The 23,727-nt window shown below is 59.7% G+C and carries 23 protein-coding genes, 1 tRNA gene and 2 pseudogenes; 17 read left to right on the top strand and 9 right to left on the bottom strand.

The features are described from left to right. Window positions 1-382: 382 nt before the first annotated feature. The 13 genes from CIB54_RS26075 (at window position 383) to CIB54_RS26015 (ending at window position 11,059) form a co-directional block, all read left to right on the top strand. A complete protein-coding gene (locus CIB54_RS26075) occupies window positions 383-1,132 on the top strand; it encodes an electron transfer flavoprotein subunit beta/FixA family protein (protein WP_024076934.1) in 750 nt (249 codons plus the stop codon). A 2-nt stretch (window positions 1,133-1,134) separates the two neighbouring features. Further along, window positions 1,135-2,064 carry an electron transfer flavoprotein subunit alpha/FixB family protein gene (locus CIB54_RS26070; protein WP_065898126.1) on the top strand — a complete coding sequence of 310 codons (930 nt, stop codon included), beginning with the start codon at window positions 1,135-1,137 and terminating at the stop codon, window positions 2,062-2,064. Window positions 2,065-2,136: 72 nt separating this feature from the next. After that, on the top strand, window positions 2,137-2,952 hold the full coding sequence (locus tag CIB54_RS26065; protein ID WP_065949871.1) for a substrate-binding periplasmic protein: 816 nt from the start codon (window positions 2,137-2,139) through the stop codon (window positions 2,950-2,952). A 9-nt stretch (window positions 2,953-2,961) separates the two neighbouring features. Beyond that, entirely contained in the window at window positions 2,962-3,324 is a 363-nt protein-coding gene (locus tag CIB54_RS26060; RefSeq protein ID WP_065949870.1) for a DUF4398 domain-containing protein, read from the top strand. Then, window positions 3,321-4,124: an OmpA family protein gene (locus tag CIB54_RS26055; protein WP_065949869.1), complete on the top strand. Its 804-nt coding sequence runs from the start codon at window positions 3,321-3,323 to the stop codon at window positions 4,122-4,124. Before CIB54_RS26060 ends, CIB54_RS26055 begins: the two co-directional genes overlap by 4 nt. A gap of 252 nt (window positions 4,125-4,376) precedes the next feature. Then, window positions 4,377-5,816 carry an aminotransferase-like domain-containing protein gene (locus CIB54_RS26050; RefSeq protein ID WP_005790467.1) on the top strand — a complete coding sequence of 480 codons (1,440 nt, stop codon included), beginning with the start codon at window positions 4,377-4,379 and terminating at the stop codon, window positions 5,814-5,816. A 93-nt stretch (window positions 5,817-5,909) separates the two neighbouring features. Next, window positions 5,910-6,401, top strand: coding sequence for a translation initiation factor 2 (locus CIB54_RS26045; protein ID WP_065949868.1), 492 nt, complete (start codon window positions 5,910-5,912; stop codon window positions 6,399-6,401). A gap of 159 nt (window positions 6,402-6,560) precedes the next feature. Further along, window positions 6,561-6,815, top strand: a complete 255-nt coding sequence (locus CIB54_RS26040) for a YkgJ family cysteine cluster protein (protein ID WP_065949867.1) — start codon at window positions 6,561-6,563, stop codon at window positions 6,813-6,815. A gap of 41 nt (window positions 6,816-6,856) precedes the next feature. Then, window positions 6,857-7,462: an START domain-containing protein gene (locus CIB54_RS26035; protein WP_101221364.1), complete on the top strand. Its 606-nt coding sequence runs from the start codon at window positions 6,857-6,859 to the stop codon at window positions 7,460-7,462. 79 nt (window positions 7,463-7,541) lie between these two features. Next, on the top strand, window positions 7,542-7,802 hold the full coding sequence (locus CIB54_RS26030) for a hypothetical protein (RefSeq protein WP_065949865.1): 261 nt from the start codon (window positions 7,542-7,544) through the stop codon (window positions 7,800-7,802). Between the two features lie 211 nt (window positions 7,803-8,013). Next, window positions 8,014-8,355, top strand: coding sequence for a ribonuclease E inhibitor RraB (locus tag CIB54_RS26025; RefSeq protein WP_101221363.1), 342 nt, complete (start codon window positions 8,014-8,016; stop codon window positions 8,353-8,355). 452 nt (window positions 8,356-8,807) lie between these two features. Continuing rightward, window positions 8,808-10,217 carry a circularly permuted type 2 ATP-grasp protein gene (locus tag CIB54_RS26020; RefSeq protein WP_101221362.1) on the top strand — a complete coding sequence of 470 codons (1,410 nt, stop codon included), beginning with the start codon at window positions 8,808-8,810 and terminating at the stop codon, window positions 10,215-10,217. Window positions 10,218-10,255: 38 nt separating this feature from the next. Continuing rightward, on the top strand, window positions 10,256-11,059 hold the full coding sequence (locus tag CIB54_RS26015) for a transglutaminase family protein (protein WP_101221361.1): 804 nt from the start codon (window positions 10,256-10,258) through the stop codon (window positions 11,057-11,059). 130 nt (window positions 11,060-11,189) lie between these two features. Here CIB54_RS26015 and CIB54_RS26010 read toward each other — a convergent pair whose 3' ends face one another. After that, window positions 11,190-11,996: a c-type cytochrome gene (locus CIB54_RS26010; protein WP_101221360.1), complete on the bottom strand. Its 807-nt coding sequence runs from the start codon at window positions 11,994-11,996 to the stop codon at window positions 11,190-11,192. A 647-nt stretch (window positions 11,997-12,643) separates the two neighbouring features. Here CIB54_RS26010 and CIB54_RS26005 point away from each other — a divergent pair. The 3 genes from CIB54_RS26005 to CIB54_RS25995 all read left to right on the top strand — a co-directional run bounded on the left by CIB54_RS26005 (window position 12,644) and on the right by CIB54_RS25995 (window position 16,829). Beyond that, entirely contained in the window at window positions 12,644-13,849 is a 1,206-nt protein-coding gene (locus CIB54_RS26005; protein ID WP_101221367.1) for an acetyl-CoA C-acetyltransferase, read from the top strand. 16 nt (window positions 13,850-13,865) lie between these two features. Further along, the gene (locus CIB54_RS26000; protein WP_101221359.1) at window positions 13,866-16,013 is read left to right on the top strand and encodes a 3-hydroxyacyl-CoA dehydrogenase NAD-binding domain-containing protein; all 2,148 of its coding nucleotides are present in this window, start codon (window positions 13,866-13,868) and stop codon (window positions 16,011-16,013) included. An 84-nt stretch (window positions 16,014-16,097) separates the two neighbouring features. Continuing rightward, a complete protein-coding gene (locus tag CIB54_RS25995; protein WP_101221358.1) occupies window positions 16,098-16,829 on the top strand; it encodes an amidotransferase in 732 nt (243 codons plus the stop codon). Here CIB54_RS25995 and CIB54_RS25990 read toward each other — a convergent pair. The 3 genes from CIB54_RS25990 to CIB54_RS25980 all read right to left on the bottom strand — a co-directional run bounded on the left by CIB54_RS25990 (window position 16,807) and on the right by CIB54_RS25980 (window position 19,493). Continuing rightward, window positions 16,807-17,778 carry a magnesium and cobalt transport protein CorA gene (locus tag CIB54_RS25990; protein WP_065949884.1) on the bottom strand — a complete coding sequence of 324 codons (972 nt, stop codon included), beginning with the start codon at window positions 17,776-17,778 and terminating at the stop codon, window positions 16,807-16,809. The two genes, CIB54_RS25995 and CIB54_RS25990, sit on opposite strands and share 23 nt — an antisense overlap. 69 nt (window positions 17,779-17,847) lie before the next feature. After that, window positions 17,848-18,588 (bottom strand): lysophospholipid acyltransferase family protein, encoded by a 741-nt coding sequence (locus tag CIB54_RS25985; RefSeq protein WP_101221357.1) that lies wholly within the window; start codon window positions 18,586-18,588, stop codon window positions 17,848-17,850. A 212-nt stretch (window positions 18,589-18,800) separates the two neighbouring features. Beyond that, window positions 18,801-19,493: a crotonase/enoyl-CoA hydratase family protein gene (locus CIB54_RS25980; RefSeq protein WP_065895451.1), complete on the bottom strand. Its 693-nt coding sequence runs from the start codon at window positions 19,491-19,493 to the stop codon at window positions 18,801-18,803. Window positions 19,494-19,813: 320 nt separating this feature from the next. Between CIB54_RS25980 and CIB54_RS25975 the strand changes: the two genes are divergently transcribed. Beyond that, window positions 19,814-19,903, top strand: a tRNA-Ser gene (locus tag CIB54_RS25975). Between the two features lie 157 nt (window positions 19,904-20,060). Here the strand turns inward: CIB54_RS25975 and CIB54_RS25970 are convergent. The 5 genes and pseudogenes from CIB54_RS25970 to CIB54_RS25955 form a co-directional block, all read right to left on the bottom strand. After that, entirely contained in the window at window positions 20,061-20,642 is a 582-nt protein-coding gene (locus tag CIB54_RS25970; RefSeq protein ID WP_101221366.1) for a DedA family protein, read from the bottom strand. Between the two features lie 260 nt (window positions 20,643-20,902). Further along, window positions 20,903-21,127, bottom strand: a pseudogene (locus CIB54_RS28095) (methyl-accepting chemotaxis protein); the annotation flags it as partial. A 48-nt stretch (window positions 21,128-21,175) separates the two neighbouring features. After that, window positions 21,176-21,907 (bottom strand): annotated as a pseudogene (locus CIB54_RS28090) (PAS domain-containing protein); the annotation flags it as partial. A 533-nt stretch (window positions 21,908-22,440) separates the two neighbouring features. Next, window positions 22,441-22,710: a short-chain dehydrogenase gene (locus CIB54_RS25960; protein WP_065949856.1), complete on the bottom strand. Its 270-nt coding sequence runs from the start codon at window positions 22,708-22,710 to the stop codon at window positions 22,441-22,443. A gap of 448 nt (window positions 22,711-23,158) precedes the next feature. Next, complete coding sequence (locus CIB54_RS25955) at window positions 23,159-23,494, bottom strand: hypothetical protein (protein WP_065937034.1); 336 nt, start codon at window positions 23,492-23,494, stop codon at window positions 23,159-23,161. Window positions 23,495-23,727: the final 233 nt, after the last annotated feature.

Here is a 23,727-nt window from a genome sequence, read left to right as displayed (position 1 = left end):
CAGCGTCCAATACAAACGTTTGTTTGAATTGCCCGCAGGCTAGGTAAATCAAAGCAACGCGGCTTATGACTGACCATTTTGCCGTATTGACCAGAATAGGCGTTCCGGTCAATATACGGTCGGTTTTGCGCTGACCGTAGGCAGACTGCAGGTTTCAAGAGCACGTCCAAAAGCAAGGCCGGTGACGCGCGCACAACGATGGCGTGCAGTTTACACGCTGCGATAAAGAATGACTTCTCAGTCACCCCTGACGAACGGTCATTACTTGCCCATCGCTGAGTCATCCACCGACGGTTTTGGAGGTGCCCTTGTGTGCCGATGAGCATCAACCGCCAGGTTCGCCTAGGCGACTTTCTTTTCACCGGAGAGTAACGAGGAATCCATGAAGGTTCTTGTAGCTGTCAAACGCGTTGTCGATTACAACGTGAAAGTTCGCGTCAAGGCGGACAATTCCGGCGTCGACCTTGCTAACGTCAAGATGTCGATGAACCCATTCTGTGAAATCGCCGTGGAAGAAGCCGTACGCCTGAAAGAGAAAGGCGTGGCGACCGAGATCGTCGTGGTTTCCATCGGCCCGACCACTGCCCAGGAGCAATTGCGCACCGCCCTGGCACTGGGCGCCGACCGCGCCATTCTGGTCGAGTCCGCCGAAGAGCTGACCTCACTGGCCGTGGCCAAGTTGCTCAAGGCCGTTGTCGACAAGGAACAGCCGCAGCTGGTGATCCTTGGCAAACAAGCCATCGACAGCGACAACAACCAGACCGGCCAGATGCTGGCTGCACTGACCGGTTACGGCCAGGGCACCTTCGCTTCGAAAGTCGAAGTGAGTGGCGACAGCGTTGCGGTCACCCGTGAAATCGACGGCGGCGCGCAGACGGTTTCCTTGAAACTGCCGGCCATCGTCACCACCGACCTGCGTTTGAACGAGCCGCGCTATGCGTCCCTGCCAAACATCATGAAAGCCAAGAAGAAGCCGCTTGAAGTGCTGACTCCGGATGCTTTGGGCGTTTCCACCGCCTCCACCAACAAGACCGTCAAAGTCGAAGCGCCGGCTGCACGCAGCGCGGGCATCAAGGTCAAGTCGGTGGCTGAACTGGTCGAGAAACTGAAAAACGAAGCGAAGGTGATCTGATCATGACTATCCTCGTAATCGCCGAACACGATAACAAGGTGCTGGCCCCGGCCACCCTGAACACCGTGGCCGCTGCCGCTAAAATCGGTGGCGACATCCACGTGCTGGTAGCGGGTCAGGGCGCTGGCCCGGTGGCTGAAGCCGCCGCGAAAATCGCTGGCGTGAGCAAAGTGCTCAACGCCGACAACGCCGCTTACGCGCATCAGTTGCCGGAAAACGTTGCGCCGCTGGTTGCAGAGCTTGGCGCCGGCTACAGTCACATCCTGGCTGCCGCCACCTCCAACGGCAAGAACATCCTGCCACGCGTTGCCGCGCAGCTGGACGTTGACCAGATCTCCGAGATCATCTCGGTCGAAAGCGCCGACACCTTCAAGCGCCCGATCTACGCTGGCAACGCCATTGCCACCGTGCAGTCCAACGCTGCGGTCAAAGTCATCACCGTACGCGCCACCGGTTTCGACCCGGTGGCCGCCGAAGGCGGTTCGGCCACCGTTGAAGCCGTCGCTGCTGCCCACGACGCCGGCACCTCCAGCTTTGTTGGCGAAGAGCTGGCCAAGTCGGACCGTCCCGAGCTGACCGCTGCCAAGATCGTCGTTTCCGGCGGCCGTGGCATGCAGAACGGTGACAACTTCAAGCACCTGTACGCCCTGGCCGACAAGCTGGGCGCGGCGGTCGGCGCTTCCCGCGCAGCCGTTGACGCAGGCTTCGTACCCAACGACATGCAGGTCGGCCAGACCGGCAAGATCGTTGCGCCACAGCTGTACATTGCCGTCGGTATCTCCGGCGCGATCCAGCATCTGGCTGGTATGAAAGATTCCAAAGTGATCGTTGCGATCAACAAGGACGAAGAAGCACCGATCTTCCAGGTGGCGGATTATGGCCTGGTGGCGGACTTGTTCGAAGCCGTACCCGAGTTGGAGAAGCTGGTCTAATCCAGTCGCTTCACTTATAAAGAGCCCGGTCTTGTGACCGGGCTTTTTTTTGACGTGTAGGAGCTCCTCGCCATGCAACTGCGTTCCCTGATCCCGCTGCTGGGCTTTACGCTGCTGCCGACCTTGTCGCTGGCGGCCGGCAAGTGCGAGCGCCTGGTCATTACCGGCAGCCCGGATGCACCGCCGTTGCTGTGGCGCGACCCGCAGGACCCGACTCACCTGATCGGCGCCACCGCCGATGTGCTGCAACACGTAGCCACGGACCTGGGCCTGAAGATCGACCTGCTTTACGGCGGCAAGCGCTCCCAGGCCCTGGACGAAGTGCGCAGCGGACGCATGGATATCCTCGCCGATGCGCCGTTGAATCTCGGCGAGCTGGAAAACCTCGACTACATACACCCGGCGTTGATGCAGATCGATTATCTGGTGTGGACGCGCAAGGACTCGCCCCTGGTCTACACCACCGCTGCCGACTTGCATGGCCATAAGGGGGCCGCCTCGGAGCGCGCTCGCCTGAGTGCCGGGTTTGATACCTTTGCCGGTGAGCAATTGACCTTGCAGCGTCTGCCCAGCCTGACGCCAGCCTTCCAGAAGCTGTTGCTGGGGGAGGTTGACTATGTACTCGCCAGCCGCTATTCCGGCATGGCGATGGCCCAGACCCTGGGCATGAACAATGACCTGATCGCGCGCGACATACCGATCGACCAGCCCGGCCTGTACCTGGCCATATCCCACAATTCGGCCTGCAATGATCCGTGGCTGCGCGGACAGCTGGCTAAAAAGATGACAGAATTGCCCGCGTCCGGTGCCGCGGAAGCCGCGTTGCAGCGCAATCTCGAGCGCTGGAAGGCGCAATTGCAACAACCCGTCGGTACCCCAACAAAGTAGGGATTTTCAGTGACTCTTCGACCTCTTTTCGCGGCCCTGGCCGTTGTCGCCCTGGCGGGATGTGCCACCGATCCTGCGCCGACCGAACAAATGCGCCTGACCCAGCAAGCCCTGGAGCAAGCCAACGCAGTCGGTGCCAATACCGACGAATCGCCCGAACTGAAACTGGCCGAAGAAAAATTCGCCAGAGCCCAAAGCAACATGGCCGACCAGTCCTACAAACATGCACGCATGCGCGCCGAACAGGCTGAGCTGGATGCGCGCCTGGCCGAGGCCAAAGTGCTGACGGGCAAGAGCCAGGAACAATTGAATGTGGTCAACACTCGCATCGCGCGCCTGCGCAAGCAGTTGCAGTTGGGAGAAGCCCAATGATCCGCAGTGTGAGTGTGGCGTTGCTGCTCAGCGCTGCGGCGCTGGGCGGCTGTGCCAGCCAGCCCAGTAGCGAGCAGGCGTTGCAACAGGCCGGCAGTGACTTTCAGTTGGTCAAGGAAGACGCCAATGTATTGCGTTTCGCGCCCAAGGATGTGATCCGCGCCGGGGAGTCCCTGGCGCGAGCCGATCGCCTGTCCAGCTATTGGGGCAGCGGCGCCGACGTGGTGCATTACGCCTACCTGAGCCAACGCTACAGTGCCATCGCCCGCGAACACACCGAGCAGGGACTGAACGCCGAGCGCCTTGCCAAACTCGAGTTGGAACGCCAGCGTCTGCAATTGGCCTTGCGTGAAAGCAAGTTGGCCAGCGTGCAGCAGCAGGGCAAGTGGGTCGAACAGCAAATCGCCAGCCTGACCACCCAGACCGACCGTGGCCTGGTGATGACCCTGGGCGATGTCTTGTTCGATACCGGCGAAGCCGAGTTGCAGAATTCGGCCAACCGTACAGTGTTGAAGGTCGTGCAGTTCCTGCAGCTGAACCCCAGGCGCAAGGTGCGTATCGAGGGCTACACCGATGATACCGGGGGCGAACGCGACAACCTGAACCTGTCCCGTGACCGTGCCCAGTCGGTGGCAGATGTGCTGATTGACCTGGGAATCGACGAAAAACGTATCCAGGTCGAGGGCTATGGCGACAAGTACCCAGTGGAGGCCAATGCTTCCGAACGTGGCCGTGCGCAGAACCGCCGGGTGGAAATTGTGTTCTCCGACGAAAAAGGCCAACTGGGCGCCGCTCGCTAAGCGCCCGGCGCAGATCAGAATGTGGGAGGGGGCTTGCCCCCGATAGCGGTGGTTCAGTTGGAGCATTTCTGACTGACACACTGCTATCGGGGGCAAGCCCCCTCCCGCATTTCGTCAGGTGAACGCCCTTACAGTTTTTTCTGTCACTGCGGCCCGTGCTCGACTATTGTGGCAACTGTCCCCGTACACTTCTAAACTGTGCCGGTATGTTTCACACAAAAATAAAATGCCCGTGAAATCGAGTGCTGCGTCATGACCAATCTGTTGCTCTACCAACGTATTGCCCAGCAATTGGCTGAGGACATCCGGCGTGGTGTTTATCAGCCGGGGGAGCGCGTGCCTTCGGTGCGCAAGATGAGCTCCCAGCTCAACGTGAGCCATGCCACGGTGCTGCAGGCCTATGCCAACCTGGAAGATCAGGGGCTGATCAGGGCGCGGCCGCAATCGGGTTATTACGTGCACCAGACACCGGCACTCACGGCGCCGACGCCGGATATCGCGCGGGTTGAACGTCCGGGGTTGGTCACCCGCAGCAGCATCATCCAGCAAGTGCTGGTCGAGTCGCGGCGCGAAGGCGTATTCCCCCTGGGCGCGGCGGTGCCGAGTGTGGATTACCTGCCAGTACGGGCATTGCACCAGCAACTGGCCAAGGTCACGCGCTTCCAGAGCCCGCGCGCTTTCAGCTACATGTTCAGCCCGGGCTTTGAACCGCTGCGCCGTCAGGTGGCGATTCGCATGCGCGATGCCGGCGTGGTGGTGGACCCCAGCGAAGTGGTGATCACCCACGGCTGCGTCGATGCGTTGCAAATGTCCCTGCGCGTGCTGACGCGCCCCGGCGACCTGATCGCCGCCGAGTCACCGACCTATTACGGCTTGCTGCAACTGGCCGACCTGCTGGGCCTCAAGGTTATCGAGATCCCCAGTGACCCGGCCACCGGCATGAGCCTTGAGGCCCTGCAACTGGCCGCCAACCAGTGGTCGATCAAGGCGTTGGTGCTGACCACGCGCCTGAGCAATCCGTTGGGCGGGACCATGCCCGAAGAGCGGCAGAAACAGTTACTGCGCCTGGCCTCGGATTTCGATATCCAGATCGTCGAGGATGATATCTACGGCGAGCTGATGTTCGAACTGGGCCGCACCAAGGCCCTGAAAGCCTATGACCGTCTTGACCGGGTGATCTATTGCTCGAGTTTTTCCAAGACCTTGTCCCCCGGCGTGCGCATCGGCTGGATGATTGCCGGCAAGTACCAGCAGGAAATCCAGCGTTTGCAGATGTTCAGCACCCACTCCGCGTGCAGCGTCACCCAGATGGGCGTTGCCGCTTACCTGGAGAATGGCGGTTACGACCGGCACCTGCGTTACATCCGCCAGGAATACCGCAAGAACCTCAGCGCTTTTCAACTGGCGGTGCAGCAGTATTTCCCCGAAGGCACACAGATGACACGCCCGACCGGCGGCTTTATTTTGTGGGTCAGTTTGCCAGGAAGGGTCAATACCCAGGAACTGCACGTGCGCGCCCTGCAACAGGGCATCAGTATCGCGCCGGGGCTGATTTTCAGTAATACGGAGCAGTTCAACCACTGTATCCGGCTCAATTGCGGCACCCCGTGGAACCGCGAGGCAGAGCGTGCGCTGATGACCCTGGGCATGCTTGCCAGCCAGTTGTGCCAGGAGACGGCGGCGGGCTTTTGAGCGGGGCAATGGGGACAAGATTGATCTGCGTGCTTGTCATGCCCCGCACAACAAGCGAGCATATGGCCTTCTGCCGTTAATGCTGTTGGCGATATGAACTCTATTTTTCGCGCTGTCTGGATGGTTGGCTTGTTAAGCCTGTGCAACGTTGGCACTGCGCTGGCGGCGTCGCCCGTCAAGCAATCCCAGCCTGGCGCAAGCGCCGAGCAGAATGCTGCTGCGCAAAAACCGGCAGCGGTAAAGAAAGCGCCACAGACGAAGAAAAAAACCGCCAAGTCAAAAAAGCGCGCACCGATTGCGAGCAAGTCCAAGTCCGCTCGTGAAGTCGCCCAGACCAAACTGCCACCGGCACAGTTGGACCTTTCCCTGCCATCGGACATGGTCAGGCTGTTGCAACCCATCGGCACCATGCCCAAACCCAAGAGCGTGCCGTTATTGCCGCCCATGTTCGGTGACAAACCTTCCGACAACAGCGCGTTTCAAATCAATGGCCGCTTGCTCAGCAACGAGATGAAGCTGCAATTGCGCAACGAAGAACGGCGTGATGTGGAAGGTGCCGCGCTGGATTTCGAATTCAAGCAATAAACGTTCTGTCCCAGTGACCCACGGCCCCGACCATCTGTCGCAGACTGGTCAGTCACCTTGGTTTTGTGCGAAAAACCCCTGTTGGACCATTTTAAAACGGCTGTTTAAGGGCGTACTCTAGCCCGGCCATCCCATTGAGTCGTCGAGGACCTGCTGGTCATGAAATGCCGTGAAGGCTGTGGCGCCTGCTGCATCGCTCCCTCCATCAGTTCGCCGCTGCCGGGAATGCCCCAGGGCAAACCTGCCGGCGTTCGCTGCCTGCACTTGTCGGTCGAACAACTGTGCCAGTTGTTCGGTCAACCGGAGCGGCCGGCGGTGTGCAGCGATTTCAAGGCAGATATCGACGTCTGCGGCACCGACCAGACCGACGCGATCCGCTTGATCGGCTGGTGGGAGCAGATGACGGCGGCTTGATGGGCTTTACTATCGGAACTTCAACAATAAGGAATACATCGATGGGTTCGCTGAAACGAATGGCTGTGGTCTGCGGTTTTACAATGATGTTCGCTGGCGCCGCCCAGGCCGAGGATTGGCAAGTGGCCAAGGACGAGGACGGGATCAAGGTATCCCTGAGTGAAGTGGCCGGTTCCAAGTACAAGGCCTATCGCGGGGTGACGGTGATCAAGGCACCCGTGGCGAAGATTGTTGCGCTGCAGGAGGATGTAGCGGGCGCCTGCAAGTGGATTCATGAGTGCAAATCGCAAAAGCTCGTCGACAAGAAAGGCGATGAGGCCTGGACCTACACCCAGTTCAAGGCGCCGTTCCCGGTGACGGACCGTGATTCGTATATCCATGTCACCACCACCAAGTCCGCTGACGGCACCGTCACCCGCAAACTGGAAGGCGTACCGACCTACAAGCCCGAAGAAAAAGGCTATGTTCGAGTCGCCCAGGTGGAAGGTGCCTGGACGCTGGTACCCAAAAGCGCCAACGAAACCGAAGTGACCTACCAGGTGCACACCGAGCCAGGCGGCAGTGTGCCATCGTGGTTGGCCAACAAGTTTGTGGTGGACGCGCCGTTCAACACCTTGAAAGCCCTGAAGGAACACGCCGAGAAGTAAACGCGGCGAATCCTGTGCCTCCTGTCTTGAGTGGAACGTTTGGTAAACCCTCAAGGTCCAGATAGATGTGAGCCCACACATGGGTTTTATCGAGGAGGCACCGATGCCGAAGTGGAACATTTCTTTCATCAATGACCGTGGTGAGCCGGTAGTCGAGCAATTTGACTGCGATCATGAGCCGACGCTGGAAGAGGCTGCACAGATGGTGCGGGTACGCGTGTCGCCGGTATTGGAAAAGTTGGACCTCAACGATCTTGCCGATCGTGTTCCCGAGCCGACGGTCAAGAGCTTGCACGACCAAAATGGTATCAAAGACCTCAAGGTCGAACCCGCCGCCTGAATATTCCCTATACGCCATCCTTGCGCCTCTGGTGCAGGTGGTAGCTTCGCGCTACTCTGCAATCGAGATCAGCGAATCAATCGCTAAGGTCTGGTCTTGTCAGCTACATGCTTGTTTTCCTGCGGTCGTCATTGCCGTGGTACCCGCGCCAGTAGCGCGCGGGCTTCAGGAAGCACGGAAAGTCTATCCATCAGTCTGAGGAGGACGTTTCATGAGCACAGCCTATCAAGAAGACATCAGCACCAACGTTCTGCGTCGCATGAAAGAAGGCGGCTTCGACTTCTCACGCTTTCACCCCATCGAGTTCTACGCCATTTTTCCTGATGAAGAACGGGCGCGCAAGGCTGCGGGTCGATTTCGTGGAGAATCGCTGAACGCCCAGGTCAGCGCACGCGACGACGGTGCCTGGTACCTGGAACTGAGCAAAATCATGTCTGCAACCTACGACGGTATAGGAGACTTCGAGCAGGACTTTGAGGCAGTGGTAGAGCCGCTTGGCGGGATCATCGAAGGCTGGGGCGTCAAGCAGGAGGTGCGTGGGTTACCCATGTAGCGTTTATGAGCAACACAGCGCATCGGCTGACCTCTGGGTCGGCCGATTTTGTTTGGGCTGCCGTAAGTGTTCGGCACTTGCATCGCGCTGTGCGTGCACCCAAAAAAAAGCCACCCGAATAGGGTGGCTGAAAGGGAAGATCGAGGAGCTGATCAATACACGAGTTGACACGGTACTGGCTGTGCAGAGGGTTTAGCTGTAGGACATGTCCTTTTCAGCTGATGGAGACGATTATCCGCAGGTGTAGGCGGGCAGTGAAATCAACTCTGACTATGCTGTTGATAGTCAGAGGTCGCATTGCCATGAAGCGTGCGTCCAGGCTCCGGTCATGCCGCGCACCAGGACGGTGCAGTGAAAATTCCCTAGTAGTGCAGCTTTTTGATTTTTAAGTGTTTATGCCGCTGGCACGGGCCTTGCGAAGGTCCTTGCGTCCGGGTGACAAGGAGTACGGCATGATTCGCACTTATTACGATGAAATGTACGATGGAGCAGGGCAGGTCCGGCCTCATTACCGCTTGTTCGCCCGCTGGTTGGCCGACACCCCTGCTGAACTGCTGGCCCAGCGTCGGCGCGAGGCTGACTTGCTGTTCCATCGTGCAGGGATCACGTTCACGCTGTATGGGGACGAGCAGGGGACCGAGCGCTTGATTCCCTTCGACACCATCCCCCGCAGCATCCCGGCGAGCGAATGGCGAACGGTCGAGCGCGGCTGTATCCAGCGGGTCAAGGCGCTGAACATGTTCCTCGCCGACCTGTACCACGAACAACGCATCATCAAGGCCGGGATCATTCCCGCCGAACAGGTACTGGCCAACGAGCAATACCAGTTGGCGATGCAGGGCCTGGACCTGCACCGTGATCTGTATTCCCACGTCTCCGGGGTCGACCTCGTTCGCGATGGCGACGGCACGTACTACGTACTGGAAGACAACTTGCGTACGCCGAGCGGCGTCAGCTACATGCTCGAAGACCGCAAGATGATGATGCGCCTGTTCCCGGAGCTGTTCGCGGCCCAGCGTATCGCGCCGATTGATCATTACCCCAACCTGTTGCTCGACACCCTGAAAAGCGCCAGCCCCCTGGATAACCCCAGCGTGGTGGTGCTGACCCCGGGGCGCTTCAACAGTGCGTTTTTCGAGCATGCCTTCCTCGCCAGGGAAATGGGCGTGGAGTTGGTCGAAGGCGCCGATTTGTTCGTGCGCGATGATCGCGTGTTCATGCGCACCACCGACGGGCCCAAAGGGGTGGACGTGATCTACCGCCGTCTCGATGATGCATTTCTCGACCCGCTGGCCTTCAACCCGGCCTCGATGCTCGGCGTGCCGGGCCTGCTGGCCGCCTACCGCTCGGGCAATGTCGTGCTGGCCAATGCCATCGGCACCGGGGTGGCGGATGACAAATCGGTCTACCCCTTCGTCACCGAGATGATCCGTTTTTACCTGGATGAAGAACCGATCCTGCAGAACGTTCCGACTTTTCAATGCCGTAAGCCCGACGAATTGTCCCACGTCCTGGCCAACTTGCCCGAGTTGGTGGTCAAGGAAACCCAAGGCTCCGGCGGCTACGGCATGCTGGTGGGCCCGGCGTCCACGGCGGTGGAAATCGAAGCCTTCCGCGCACGCATCAAGGCCAAGCCCCACGCCTACATCGCCCAACCCACCCTGTGTTTGTCCACCTGCCCGACGTTTGTTGAAAACGGCATCGCCCCACGGCATATCGACCTGCGCCCGTTCGTGCTGTCCGGGAAGGAAACCCGCGTAGTGCCCGGTGGCCTGACCCGCGTGGCGCTGCGCGAAGGTTCGCTGGTGGTCAACTCGTCCCAGGGCGGCGGCACCAAAGACACCTGGGTGGTCGAGGATTGATCTGTGTTGCTTAAAAACTGTTCCCACCTGGAGGCGGCATGAGACTCTCCATCAGCCACGAAACCACCTACCACTACGAAGATCAGGTGCGCGCCAGCATTCAGTATCTGCGCCTGACGCCCCACGACAGCGAGCGCCAGCACGTGCTCAACTGGCAGCTCGACCTGCCGCGCCCTGTGCGGGCGCAACTGGACCCGTTCGGCAACATCCTGCATGTGCTGACGCTGGACGAACCTCACGACTCCATCATTATCGGCGCCCGTGGCCAGGTGGATATCGACGAGCTGCTCGAGGCCGAACACGAGAGCCAATCGGCCTTCCCGTTCCTGCGCTGCACGCGCCTGACCGAGCCCGACGAAGCCCTGCGCAGTTTTGCCCGGCAGCACTGCCATCAGCGGCGCGACCGCACGGCCTTGATCGACCTGATGCAGGCCTTGAACCAATCGATGCGCTACACGCCGGGCGCCACCCAAGTCGACACCTGCGCGGCCGAAGCCTTCGCCGGCCACGCGGGCGTCTGCCAGGACCATACCCATGCGTTCCTGGCCTGCGCGCGCAGCCTGGGCATTGCGGCGCGATATGTATCAGGGTATTTGTACACCGAAGACAGCACGCACCTGGCCAGCCATGCCTGGGCCGAAGCCTGGCTGGACGACGCCTGGTACAGTTTCGATGTGACCAACCAGTTGGCCCGGCCGGAGCGGCACCTGAAGCTGGCCGTGGGCCTGGACTATCTGGATGCCTGCCCGGTGCGCGGCATGCGCCGTGGAGGCGGGCATGAGCAGATGCATGCCAAGGTGTTCGTGGCGCCGACCCCGGTGATCTCTGTCCAGCAACAATAATCAGCGACTGAACGCAGTTCAAATGTGGGAGGGGGCTTGCCCCCGATGGCGGAGTGTCAGTCACAGCATCTGTGTCTGACCCCCTGCCATCGGGGGCAAGCCCCCTCCCACATTTTGATCTGCGCAAGCCTCAAGGCTGTTGCTTGCGCCCCGCCATATGCTGCAAGTACGCCACCAGCAGATCCAACTCGTCGTCCGGCAACACACTGACCGCAAACGCCGGCATCTTCGCCTGCGGCCAGTGCCTCAGGCTTTGTGGGTCACGAATGTACTGCTTGAGGAAATCGCCGCTGAAATATTCAGTGGGGTTGTAGGGAATATTCAGATCCGGCCCCACCTGTGCATCACCGGCCCCATTAAGGCGGTGGCAGGCCAGGCAGTTCTTCTGAAACAGCGCAAAGCCTTGATTGACCGGGTCATCCGCCGGCAACGTCGGGTCGGGTAACAAGGCGGGGAAGCGATCGGCGACCGTCTGTAATTGCTTGATCCTGGAGATCTGGAAGGGCCACTGCTCCGGGCTGACATGCCCTGCCTGCGGGTCGGTCCACACCAGGTAGAACGGCCCCGCGCTCGGTTTGCCATCCCCCAGCGAGGGCCAGGGGTGGGCCGGGTCTTCCACCGCGAGCCAGGCGCGGGCGCCGTTTTTTTCCAACAGCGGCGCGGCGGCCAGTTCGGCGGCAAAACCGTCAAGGGCGACCGCTTGCAGATGGCTGCCAGGTGTCAGGCCCGGCAGTAGCGCCGCCAGGGGCACTGCGCGATAGGTCATGGTGCGCTTGTAGGAAACATCATCGACAATCTGCACCGTCTGCGCGTCGGGGTGCTTGAGCAGGTCCGTGGTCTGCCAGGTCTTGCTGGCGTGGTCCAGTTCAACGGTCAATTGCGCCGCCCACGCGGGCAAGGCCAGCAGCAGGGCAACAAAGGCGAGGATCAATTTCAAGGGGGAGCCCGGGTTTGAAGTGGCGAGAGAGGCACGATACCTCAAATCCGCACGCAAAAAGACAGCCCCCGCAGCGGGACCGCTATACGCATTGTCCCGGCAGGTGCTGCCAAAAGCTGCAGTCCCGATGCTGTGGGTGCACGCAACAGGTAGCGTGCGTCGTCACCCGATAACCTTGGTTAAATTGGGCAAGATCAGAATCAATGTGGTGGCGAACAGAATAAGTCCCGCCTGACGTACTTTCGAATGTTTGAACATGGCTGACTGCCTTTTGTTGTTATTCCTGAGCGTCAAATGCGTGCCGGTTAATTCAGTATCGCGATCTGGCGTGACACTTTTCTTACAGCCGCTCCAGCAAAACCCGGCAGCAGCTTCTTACAGATTCCACCTTAGAGCCCTCGTTCTTCGGCGCATAGATCCATTTCATATCAACTCATTACGTTTCCTGCTTAAAACGGCATGAGGCCTAGTGCCATCTTGGCGCCAACCCCAAGGCTAGACAGCTAAAACGATTAACCCGGGGTTTCCCATAGCTGCCTACCGTTCGTCCGAGCGAGGGGGTCAAAAGCATTGAGCGCATCCGTCATTGAAACCGTGTCAATCGGGCCTAAGGTAAGGGCATACGCCCATTGTGGTTCGAGGACATCATGACCCAAGCTTTGATCTTTGATGCGATACGCACGCCCCGTGGCAAGGGCAAGGCCGACGGCGCCCTGCACAGCGTCAAGCCGGTGAACCTGGTCGCCGGCCTGCTCACCGCACTGGCGCAGCGTAGCGACCTCGACACCCGCCAGGTGGATGACATCGTCCTCGGGTGCGTCACCCCGGTGGGCGATCAGGGCGCCGATATCGCCAAGACTGCCGCGCTGGTCGCGGACTGGGACGTCAGCGTCGCCGGTGTGCAGATCAACCGCTTCTGCGCCTCGGGCCTGGAGGCCGTAAACCTGGGGGCGATGAAAGTACGCTCCGGTTTTGAAGACCTGGTAGTGGTCGGCGGCGTCGAATCCATGTCCCGCGTGCCGATGGGCAGCGACGGTGGCGCCTGGGTACTTGACCCGCAAACCAACCTGCACAGTCACTTCACGCCTCAGGGAATTGGTGCCGACCTGATCGCTACCCTGGAAGGCTTCACCCGCCAGGACGTGGATACCTTTGCCCTACAGTCCCAGCAGAAAGCCGCCAGGGCGCGGGCAGACGGTTCCTTCAACAAGTCGCTGATCGCGGTGCAGGACCAGAACGGCATCGTGCTGCTGGCCCATGACGAATTCATTCGCGGCGACTCAACCCTTGAGGGCTTGGGCAAGCTCAAGCCCAGCTTCGAAATGATCGGCCAAATGGGCTTTGACGCCACCGCACTGCGGGTCTACAGCCATGTGGAACGCATCCACCATGTGCACACGCCGGGCAACAGCTCCGGCATCGTGGATGGCGCCGCGCTGATGTTGATCGGCTCCGAGGCCAAGGGCCGCGAACTGGGCCTGCAGCCACGGGCGCGCATTGTCGCCACGGCCGTCACCAGCACCGACCCGACCATCATGCTCACCGGCCCTGCACCGGCGACCCGCAAGGCGCTGGCCAAGGCCGGGCTGCGCGTCGAGGACATCGACCTGTTCGAGGTCAACGAAGCGTTCGCGTCGGTCGTGCTCAAATTCATCAAGGACATGGGGATCGACGCCGCCCGCGTCAATGTCAATGGCGGCTCGATCGCCATGGGCCACCCTTTGGGCGCCACCGGCTGCGCGATCCTCGGCACCTTGCTCGATGAGCTGGAGGTGCGTCGGCAGCGCTACGGTCTGGCCACCTTGTGTGTCGGTGGTGGCATGGGCATCGCCACCATCATCGAACGCCTCTGAGCCCAAGGACACTGTCATGACCGACGCCATTCGTTACGAAAAAGGCCAGGACCAGATCGTGGTGCTGACCCTCGACATGCCCGGCCAAAGCGCCAACACCATGAACGCGGCCTACCGTGAGGCAATGGCGGCCACCATTGCGCGCCTGGAGGCGGAGAAGGACACCCTGGCCGGGGTGATCATCACCTCGGCCAAGAAAACCTTTTTTGCCGGTGGCGACCTCAATGAGCTGATCCAGGTCGACAAAGCCCACGCCAAGGCGTTCTACGCCGACGTAGGCGTGTTGAAGGCGCAACTGCGCAGCCTGGAAACCCTCGGCAAGCCGGTGGTGGCCGCGATCAATGGTGCGGCCCTTGGTGGTGGCTGGGAGATTTGCCTGGCCTGTCATCACCGCATCGCGCTGGACGACACGTCCGTGCAGCTCGGCTTGCCGGAAGTCACTTTGGGCCTGCTGCCGGGCGGTGGCGGGGTAGTGCGCATGGTGCGTTTGCTGGGTCTGGAAAAAGCCCTGCCGTATCTGCTGGAAGGCCAGAAAGTGCGGCCGGCGCAGGCATTGCAGGCGGGCCTGATCGATGACGTGGCGGCAGATCGCGACGAGCTGCTGGCCAAGTCGCGGGCCTGGATCCTGGCTAATCCACAGGCCAGGCAGCCGTGGGACAACAAGGGCTACCAGATTCCCGGGGGCACGCCGTCAAACCCTAAAGTCGCGCAGATGCTCGCCATTGCGCCGTCGATTCTGCGCAGCAAGACCCTGGGCTGTTTCCCGGCGCCGGAGAAAATCCTCTGCGCCGCCGTGGAAGGCGCCCAGGTGGATTTCGACACCGCGCACCTGATCGAAACCCGCTATTTCACCGAGCTGGTGACCGGGCAGGTGGCGAAAAACATGATCGGCACGTTCTGGTTCCAGCTCAATGAAATCAACGCCGGCGGCTCACGACCACAAGGTTGTGCGCGGTCTGTGACGCGCAAGGTCGGCGTACTCGGCGCCGGCATGATGGGGGCGGGCATCGCTTACGTCAGTGCCTGTGCGGGTGTCGACGTGGTGCTCAAGGACATCAACCTGGCCGCTGCCGAGAAGGGCAAGGCCCATTCGGCGGCGTTGCTGGACAAGAAAGTCAGCCGTGGGCAACTGACCGCCGAGCAGCAGGAAACCATCCTGGCGCGGATTCACCCTACAGAGGATGTCGCCGACCTGGCCGGCTGTGATTTAGTGATCGAAGCGGTGTTTGAAGACCGCGAACTCAAGGCCAGGGTATCGGCCGCCGCGCAACGCGTGGTCGGTGCAGACGCGGTGATCGCGTCCAACACCTCGACATTGCCCATCAGCGGCCTGTCGAGCGCGGTGCCCGACCCTGGCAAATTCATCGGCCTGCATTTCTTCAGCCCGGTGGACAAGATGCCCCTGGTGGAAATCATCAAGGGCGCTCACACCAGTGACGAAACCCTGGCGCGGGGTTTCGATTTCGTACTGCAAATCAGGAAAACCCCGATTGTGGTCAACGACAGCCGCGGCTTCTTCACCTCGCGGGTATTCGGCACGTTCACCAACGAAGGCATCGCCATGCTCGGCGAAGGCGTGGCCGCGCCGATGATCGAGACCGAAGCGCGCAAGGCCGGTATGCCGGTAGGGCCGCTGGCGGTGTCCGATGAAGTGTCCCTCAGCCTCATGAGCCATATCCGACAGCAAACCGCCAAAGACCTGCAAGCGCAGGGCAAGGCAGCGCCGACCCATCCGGCGACGGCGGTGATCGATCTGCTGGTCAACGAACACAAGCGCACGGGCAAAGCCGCGGGGGGCGGTTTCTATGACTATCCGGCAGGCGCCCGGAAGCACCTGTGGCCCGAACTCAAGACGCGGTTCGAACAGCCCGATAAACAGATTTCGCCCCAGGATGTGCGCGACCGTCTGTTGTTTATCCAGGCCATCGAAACCGTGCGCTGTGTGGAGGAGGGCGTGTTGCTGTCCACCGCCGAGGCCAATATCGGTTCGATCTTCGGCATCGGCTTTGCGGCGTGGAGTGGCGGCGCGCTGCAGTTTATCAACCAGTACGGCCTGAACGATTTTATCGCCCGGGCGCGCTATCTGGCCGAGCAGTACGGAGAGCGTTTCGCGCCACCGGCGTTGTTGCTCGAGAAAGCGGCACAAGGCGCAACCTTTTGCTGATCAACCGGGGGCTTGCTTTGCATGTACCTTTCAAGGCACGCTCTGGGGTGTTCAATATTCCCATCGCCGTGTCAGGTATTTTTTATGTCGCTACGCGTCTGCATCCTGGAAACCGATATCCTGCGTCCGGGCCTGATCGATCAGTACCAAGGCTACGGGCAGATGTTCAAGCGCCTGTTCGCCAGGCAGCCGATTGCCGCCGAGTTTGTGGTGTACAACGTGGTGCAGGGTGATTACCCGCCGGATGACGAAGTGTTTGACGCGTACCTGATTACCGGCAGCAAGGCAGACTCGTTCGGCACCGACCCATGGATCCAGACCCTCAAGACCTACGTGCTGCAGCGCTATGAGCGCGGCGACAAGCTGTTGGGTATCTGCTTCGGCCACCAGTTGCTGGCGTTGCTGCTCGGTGGCAAGACCGAACGCGCCAGCCAGGGCTGGGGCATGGGCATCCACGATTACAAACTCGATGCCAAGGCGCCCTGGATGAGCCCGGAAGTGCCGCAGCTGACGCTGTTGATCAGCCATCAGGACCAGGTCACCACCTTGCCGGAAAATGCCACGGTCATCGCCTCGAGCGAGTTTTGCCCCATCGCGGCGTATCACATCGGTGACCAGGTGTTGTGCTTCCAGGGCCACCCGGAATTTGTTCAGGACTATTCCCGCGAATTGCTCGAGATTCTTCAGACAACCCTGGGCGAAAAGGTCTACACCAACGGCGTGGCCAGCCTTGAGCGCGACCACCACGGTGCGACCGTGGCGGAGTGGATGATGCGCTTTGTGGCGCACACACCTAAAGCCATCCCGAACGCTTGAAGCTTGCCCACAGGCTGGTGCAGCCCACCGCAATAAACCCGAGCACTGCAAAGTAGCCGTAGTGCCATTGCAGCTCGGGCATGTTCTGGAAATTCATCCCATAAATCCCCGCCACCGCCGTGGGGAACGCGAGGATCGCCGCCCACGCGGCGAACTTGCGCTGCACCACACTCTGGCGCGAAGCCTCCAGCAGTACGCCGAGCTCGATGGTCTGACTGGCAATGTCGCGCAGGGTGGTCAGGTCTTCCATTTGCCGCGTGACGTGGATCTGCACGTCACGGAAGTAGGGGCGCATGTTCTTGTCGATAAACGGAAAGCTCAGCTTCTGCAATTCCTGGCTGATTTCCACCATCGGTGCCACATAGCGCTTGAGCCGCAGCACGTCGCGGCGCAGGCCGTGGAGGTTCTGGATATCGCGTTCGCTCAGCGAACTGCACAGCACATTGCGCTCCAGTTCATCGATCTCGGCGTGGATCGCTTCGCTGACCGGCTGGTAGTTTTCAGTGACGAAATCCAGCAAGGCATAGAGTACGAAATCTTCCCCATGCTCCAGCAACAACGGACGTGCCTCACAGCGCTGGCGCACAAAACCGTAGGACGCCGAATGCCCGTTGCGGGCGGTGATGATGTAGCCATTGCCGGCGAAGATATGGGTCTCGATAAACTCCAGCTTGCCGTTCTCGCGCACCGGTGAGTACGTGACGATAAACAGCGCGTCGCCGAAGGTTTCCAGCTTTGGGCGGCTGTGTTTTTCCATGGCGTCTTCGATCGCCAGTTCATGCAGGTTGAACTGGCGTTGCAGGTTGTTCAGTTCCTGGGCGCTGGGTTCTTCCAGGCCGATCCACACAAAGTGGCCGGGTTTGGCGGCCCAGGCCGCACCTTCGTCGAGGGTGATATCCGTGACTTTCTTTCCGGCGCTGTAAACGGCGGCCGCAACGACTCTACCCATGGTGCTGATCACTTCTTATCAATAGGACAGAGGTTGGGCAGCTTAGCGTGAATGGCGTTCCGTTGTGGCTCACAAAGACGCAGGCGCTCCAGCGCTTTGCAGCTCGCGATCCATCTGCGCAATGCACGCATCCATCTGCGCCTGGCACGCCTGCATCAACGCCGGAACGTCGTCCGCCGTCATCCCCACAGTAGGAATCGGCGCCAACGAACGTATGAGCACCTCGCCACTGTTCCAGCGATTAAGTCGCATATGCGTGACGTAATTACTGACACACACCTGCACGATCGGCACACCCGCCGCAATCGCCATATGGAACGCGCCCTTTTTGAACGGCAACAAACCCTTGCCCAGGTTGCGCGTGCCTTCCGGAAATACCCAGATGGACGTGTCTTCATGCTGCAGGGTCCGGGTCGTGGTGAGCATGGCACGGCGTGCCTTGTGCGCATTGCCGCGGTCGATCAGCACATTGCCGGCCAGCCAGAACAACTGGCCGAACAACGGCACCCATTTCAGGCTTTTCTTGGCGATGCACACCGTGCGGTGCGGCACCACGGTGCCGAGGACAAACAGATCGTAGTTGGACTGATGGTTAGCGATCACCACGCAGGTGCCGGGCTTGTTGAGCAGCGAGTCGACCTCCTTCCTCACCTTCAAGCGCAGTATCCACATGGCGGGCAGTGCATAGAGGCGGGCGCAGAGGCGACTGTTGTCAGGATTGAACGGGCGGCATACCCCTATGAGCACGCCCACTATCCCGGCGAGCATAAAGTGCAGGCCCATCAACAACATACGTAACAGAAAAAGCATCGACACGACCCATCGGGACAAAAGGTGGCGCAGTGTACGGATGTGCACTGTATTCGGCAATTGCCCCTAAAGACGTAGGAGATGGGCGATGTTTAAGCGCATGTTTCAACATAGGCCGATAACGCCTGTCTAGAGCGGCGCGGGCTGTTTCGGCTTTGTCTGTAAGAAAAAGCCCGACTCAAGGTCGGGCTTTGGCACGGCAGGTTCAGGCATTACATCAGCACGTGACCTTGATCCTGGATAATTGCATCGTCCAACGCCTCCAGCAGCGCCTTGCGCACCTTCAGCTTGGTCTGCTTGTGCGCGTTCATATTGATCTTCTTCAACTGCCGCGCCGCTTCCAATGCCGCCGCGTGCAATTCTTCCGGCGCCACCACCTTGTCCAGGAAGCCCGCCTGCAAGGCGCCTTGCGGGTCAAACATCTCGGCATTGATCACCGAGCGATGAAACGCCGACTTGCGCAGACGATCGCGCGCCAACTCGATACCGGCGTGGTGCATGGTCATGCCGATCGCCACTTCATTGAGGCCAATGCTGAACGGGCCCTCAACGCCAATCCGATAATCCGCCGACAGCAGCAGGAACGCCCCCTTGGCCACCGCATGCCCAGGGCACGCCACGATCACCGGAAACGGATGCGACAACAGGCGCCGCGCCAGCGTCGAACCGGACGTCACCAGGCCGATGGCCTCTTTGGGGCCGGCCGTCATCACTTTCAAATCATAACCACCCGACAGAATCCCCGGCGTGCCCGTGATGACCACCACTGCCCGATCCTGCTCCGCCTGATCCAGCGCCGCATTGAACGCACTGACCACTGCCGGAGAAATGGCATTCACTTTGCCATTGCTCAGGGTCAGGGTCGCGATACCGTCTTCGAGGTGGTAGGCAATCAACTCACTCATGACGCGGTTCCTTATAGGGCTTGTTATGGAAGAATGCAGCAGACGTTACCCAGCGCGCCCGCGCGGGTAAAGCGCCGTGACTGACTGCCCAGTCAGGCTTTTGCTTCACAGCCGGCAGCAGAGCGCCTGAAGCAGGGCACAACAGCCAGCGTAGACCATCCCAATTCATGCCCGAGATTGGCACAATCACCATCGCCCGCAGACCCTGTTCCGGCATAACCGTCTAACCGCATGAAAATTCTGAAAAAAACCTTTGCCATCAGAAAGGCTTTCGACTACATTAGCGCGCCTCGACAGACTGAACTGGTTTGCCGAGATACGGTGAAGTGTCCGAGTGGCTTAAGGAGCACGCCTGGAAAGTGTGTATACAAGAAATTGTATCGAGAGTTCGAATCTCTCCTTCACCGCCACATTGTTACGAAAAAGCCCCGTTTTACGGGGCTTTTTTGTGCCTGCTGGTTTTGTCCCGCCATCTGCCCCCATCCGGACTCTGTAGCGCTTTATCCAGGCATACAGGCGCTATGCGTCGACACACCCGGACAAGCCGCTACATCAGCAGCTCCCGCCTCAGCCCTGCGACGCCCTGGATCGTCTTCGCCAATACCGCACCCCTGCCGCCAGGGACACCAGCGCTACCACCGCGAGGAAGATCGGCAGGCGATAGGGCTTCAGGTCGCCAAAGAAATGCTGCAATGCTTCGCCGGCCCAATAGCCGGCGCCGACGAACAGGGTGGCCCAGATTGCCGCACTTGGCACATTGATCAGGGCAAACTTCCAAGGCGATAGTCCACTGGCACCGATCACGATGGGCCCCACCAGGCGCATGCCGTAGAGAAAGCGCACGGTGAATACCGAGGTCGTCGGATAGCGATGGATAAGGTTCTCTACCCGTTTGATGGCTGACTGGTGACGCTTGAGTTTGGGCAGCAGGCGCTGCCCGGAATAACGTCCGGTCCAAAATAGCAGTTGATCGCCGAGTATCCCGCCAGCAGTGGCCCACCCGATCACCTGCAGCACTTGCAAAGTGCCCTGGTGCGCAGCCATTCCGCTCAGGATAAGAACGGTCTCGCCTTCGAGCAGGCAGCCCAGGAAGATTACCCAGTAGCCGTAGCCAGCGATCAGCGCATTTAGATCAAGATGTTCGAGCACGGCGTATTCCTTGTCGCTTGGCACGGAAAGGCCGCGCCGGATTCTTCGCGTTTCCTTTGAGGTATCCGCCAGCAAAAGGTTTCGACAATGTGGCCAGCGCTTCTGGCCGCCGTTCTATTCGGTCATACGGGAGGGGGATGAATGCGCGCGTTCATGGCCGTTGGATGCCTGCTGCAGATTAGACAGCAGGCACCAGGGTAGGGAAAATATAGGTAGGCAAACGTGGGTGGTGAGCGTTACTAGAACGGGACTTAGCGAGCAATCATCCCGGCAGCTTGTTCGGTCGCTTCAGTCGTACGCGTTGCCAGCTTGCGCACTTCGTCTGCAACGACCGCGAAGCCACGACCCGCTTCGCCCGCGCGCGCGGCCTCAATCGCCGCGTTCAGTGCCAGCAGATTTGTCTGGTTCGCAATGCTCTGAATCGTCCCGACGATCTGTGACAATTGAGCGATGTTGTCCTCAAGCGTCCGCTGGTGCTTAACCTCTTTGTGTCGTAACGCCTCCTGCTCATGCTGCAAGTGAACATCCACAAGGGCACCTACTACCCGAAGCGGTGAGCCGCTGGAGTCGCGCCGGGTCTGACCTCGCGCTCTGAACCACCGATACTCACCGCTCTTCATCTTCAGGCGATACTCGATATCAAAGGGCGTTTTACCTGATCGGTCGTTCAGGTGAGCACCAAATGCGTTGAGGCTTTGTTCCTTATCATCCGGGTGTAGCCGGGATGCCCAGCTGTCCAAAACGTCCGGGAACTCCTCCACCGTTTCAAATCCAAGCAGTCGCCGGAACTGGGGAGACCACCAGAAAGGGTTCTTTGGATTGACCGGGTCTCCCGCGATGACTTCCATATCCCACAAACCGTCCGAGAGCATCTCCCTGGCCAGTTCAAATCGGGTGATGATGACGTCGTGCTCCTGGTCTCGCTCAAGCTGATCATGGATATCACGCAGTGAACCCGCGACGCGTAGAGGCATCCCCCGATCATCCCGTAAGGTTTCTCCCTGGGCATAGAACCAACGGTAGGAACCATCCTTCATCGCGAGGCGATTTTTTACCTTATACGGCGTGTGCCCGGACTTATCGTTCAAGTGGCGGGCAAAAGCGTCAAGCGTGGCTTGCTTGTCCTGTGGATGCAGGCGGTCAGCCCAACTGGCTAACACATTTGGGAAATCGCGCTCATCTTTGAACCCCAGAAGGTTTCGCAGTTGCTGAGACCACCAAAAGCGATTTTTGGGATTCACCGGGTCGCCGGCGACGACCTCCATATCCCAGAGCCCTTCGCTGGAGGCGCGGTTCACAAGATCAAATCGGACCTCGTGGGCATGCGCGGACAACGCAGCTTCGCGAAGCAGCTCACGGGCGGCCTCCAATTCCTGCTCAAGCGCATGTAGACGGGACTGGGCGTCGCGATCGAGGGAGTCAAAAGCTTTCCAGGCATCAAGCACGGCAGCGCGTTCAGCACACCCGTCTACTTGTGGCGGTACCCGGCGGGTGATTGCAGCCACCAATTGTTGAATAGCGCGACGATCACGGCGCATTTTGAAGAAATTAATCATGAAGATTGGACTCGTAGATGTTGCGGGCCCGATCCATGGCACCTTGCCATCTATATCGTCATGAGCGAAAAAAACTGTACAGGATTTTTGATTTGTACATGATCTGATGAGCGTGCTCTGGAGATCGGTGGTCCTTAACGCTCCAGGCGTGCGGCGGTAGCTTGAAAAGTAAACAAACCCCTGATTCTGCGAAGAATCAGGGGCTTCGTTATTTCTGCGATCTGAAAATCCGGCGATTCAGGTCAGGCGCAAGGCATGTCCATCCGCCGCCCTATGACGTCCAGCAAATCGCATCCGTCGCGCAACGGTATTGAGCAAAGCAGTGCGAAATCGCTGAGTACGACAGCATCGCTGCTGATGTCACTGCGTAGTGCGAGGTTCTCAAGGACCTGGGTAACGGCGCGAAGTCGATAGGTTGCAGCGTCGAGAAGTATTTCCAGCGGCGCGGTGGTGTCGACAAAGAGGGCAGGGGTGGCGCTGTCGTTGTTGGTGAGGGCTATGTAGTGGTTCATATGTGCAACTCCGGTTGTCAGAGGAAAGCAGCCACACATTTGTCGCCAAACAAAAGGGTGGCAGCTGTACGCAGGTTGGCGAACCGGGACAATCGGAAAACCGGCAGACCCGAAGGTCTCCCGCGCACAGCTACCGTCGAGCAGCTTATTGCGCGTAGAAGCATCCCGCAAATATGCTGGGACATTTCTGTCGATTTATCGTCGAGTCGCCAAACCCGGTCACCCTATGAGTGACCGGGTGACTATAGGCATGGTGATTTTCAAGCGGGAGCCCCGCATTTCTGCAAGGCGTGTAGGACGTTGCCCAAACCCGCACAGCGGTGAGAAATGATTCAGGATTGAGCGTCAGCGAGACGGGCGTAACGGATACCGAGGTTCATGGGCCATCCTCTGGCGTCAGGCCCATGAAACCTCGCTTGCCAGGCTCAGCGCTCTGGCAACCTGATACTTATTGCGCGGTTTTCAACTTGATCACATCACCGGAGATCTTGGTGGTGTAGCCATTGAGGACCCAGGCCCAGAACCATTTTTCCTGGACTTGGGTGTTGATCATCGCGTCGCCGCCTTTGGCCTTGATGGCTGCATCCTGAGCGCGCACGAAGCGGCTGTTCTGGCCGATCGGGATAACGCCCAGCAGCATGATGCCGGTGGCGCTGGCTTCGCTGTGGCCGAGCACGGTGTATTGGCTGGCGTCGTATTGTTGGGTTTTCATGGCGGTGCCGGTGCAACCTGCCAGGGTGAGACCAAGAACGGCTGCTGCAACTACTTTGCTGACGTACTTCACAAGAAACTCCATGGACTGAATCTCGAGATCCAATTCTCGAGGCGCGACACTTTAAACGCTCAGATGGCGGATTGAAATCAGCGCGCCCAGGTTTCATTTTATGGCGACAATCAGGCGGCCATCGGGGGCAAGCCCCAATGCCAGTCAGTCAAGCGCAGATCCCCTGTGGGAGGGGGCTTGAACTGGCCTAATGATTTTGGACACTTCAATCGGGCGCTATGATAGCGCCCAAA

The organism is Pseudomonas fluorescens, assembly GCF_002837185.1.
Lineage (GTDB): Bacteria > Pseudomonadota > Gammaproteobacteria > Pseudomonadales > Pseudomonadaceae > Aquipseudomonas > Aquipseudomonas fluorescens_AM.
Note: the sequence above shows the minus strand (reverse complement) of the source record. Positions and strands in the feature narration are given on the sequence as shown.

Excerpts from the sequence above, each read along its gene's own strand:
- CIB54_RS25980 (WP_065895451.1), bottom strand. The coding sequence starts at position 19,493 with ATGAGTGAGTTGATTGCCTACCACCTCGAAGACGGTATCGCGACCCTG.
- CIB54_RS26035 (WP_101221364.1), top strand. The coding sequence starts at position 6,857 with ATGGGTTCGCTGAAACGAATGGCTGTGGTCTGCGGTTTTACAATGATG.
- CIB54_RS25995 (WP_101221358.1), top strand. The coding sequence starts at position 16,098 with ATGTCGCTACGCGTCTGCATCCTGGAAACCGATATCCTGCGTCCGGGC.
- CIB54_RS26030 (WP_065949865.1), top strand. The coding sequence starts at position 7,542 with ATGGGTTTTATCGAGGAGGCACCGATGCCGAAGTGGAACATTTCTTTC.
- CIB54_RS26065 (WP_065949871.1), top strand. The coding sequence starts at position 2,137 with ATGCAACTGCGTTCCCTGATCCCGCTGCTGGGCTTTACGCTGCTGCCG.
- CIB54_RS26050 (WP_005790467.1), top strand. The coding sequence starts at position 4,377 with ATGACCAATCTGTTGCTCTACCAACGTATTGCCCAGCAATTGGCTGAG.
- CIB54_RS26020 (WP_101221362.1), top strand. The coding sequence starts at position 8,808 with ATGATTCGCACTTATTACGATGAAATGTACGATGGAGCAGGGCAGGTC.
- CIB54_RS25960 (WP_065949856.1), bottom strand. The coding sequence starts at position 22,710 with ATGAACCACTACATAGCCCTCACCAACAACGACAGCGCCACCCCTGCC.
- CIB54_RS26040 (WP_065949867.1), top strand. The coding sequence starts at position 6,561 with ATGAAATGCCGTGAAGGCTGTGGCGCCTGCTGCATCGCTCCCTCCATC.
- CIB54_RS25985 (WP_101221357.1), bottom strand. The coding sequence starts at position 18,588 with ATGCTTTTTCTGTTACGTATGTTGTTGATGGGCCTGCACTTTATGCTC.
- CIB54_RS26045 (WP_065949868.1), top strand. The coding sequence starts at position 5,910 with ATGAACTCTATTTTTCGCGCTGTCTGGATGGTTGGCTTGTTAAGCCTG.
- CIB54_RS26015 (WP_101221361.1), top strand. The coding sequence starts at position 10,256 with ATGAGACTCTCCATCAGCCACGAAACCACCTACCACTACGAAGATCAG.
- CIB54_RS26070 (WP_065898126.1), top strand. The coding sequence starts at position 1,135 with ATGACTATCCTCGTAATCGCCGAACACGATAACAAGGTGCTGGCCCCG.
- CIB54_RS26075 (WP_024076934.1), top strand. The coding sequence starts at position 383 with ATGAAGGTTCTTGTAGCTGTCAAACGCGTTGTCGATTACAACGTGAAA.
- CIB54_RS26055 (WP_065949869.1), top strand. The coding sequence starts at position 3,321 with ATGATCCGCAGTGTGAGTGTGGCGTTGCTGCTCAGCGCTGCGGCGCTG.
- CIB54_RS26025 (WP_101221363.1), top strand. The coding sequence starts at position 8,014 with ATGAGCACAGCCTATCAAGAAGACATCAGCACCAACGTTCTGCGTCGC.
- CIB54_RS26000 (WP_101221359.1), top strand. The coding sequence starts at position 13,866 with ATGACCGACGCCATTCGTTACGAAAAAGGCCAGGACCAGATCGTGGTG.
- CIB54_RS25990 (WP_065949884.1), bottom strand. The coding sequence starts at position 17,778 with ATGGGTAGAGTCGTTGCGGCCGCCGTTTACAGCGCCGGAAAGAAAGTC.
- CIB54_RS26005 (WP_101221367.1), top strand. The coding sequence starts at position 12,644 with ATGACCCAAGCTTTGATCTTTGATGCGATACGCACGCCCCGTGGCAAG.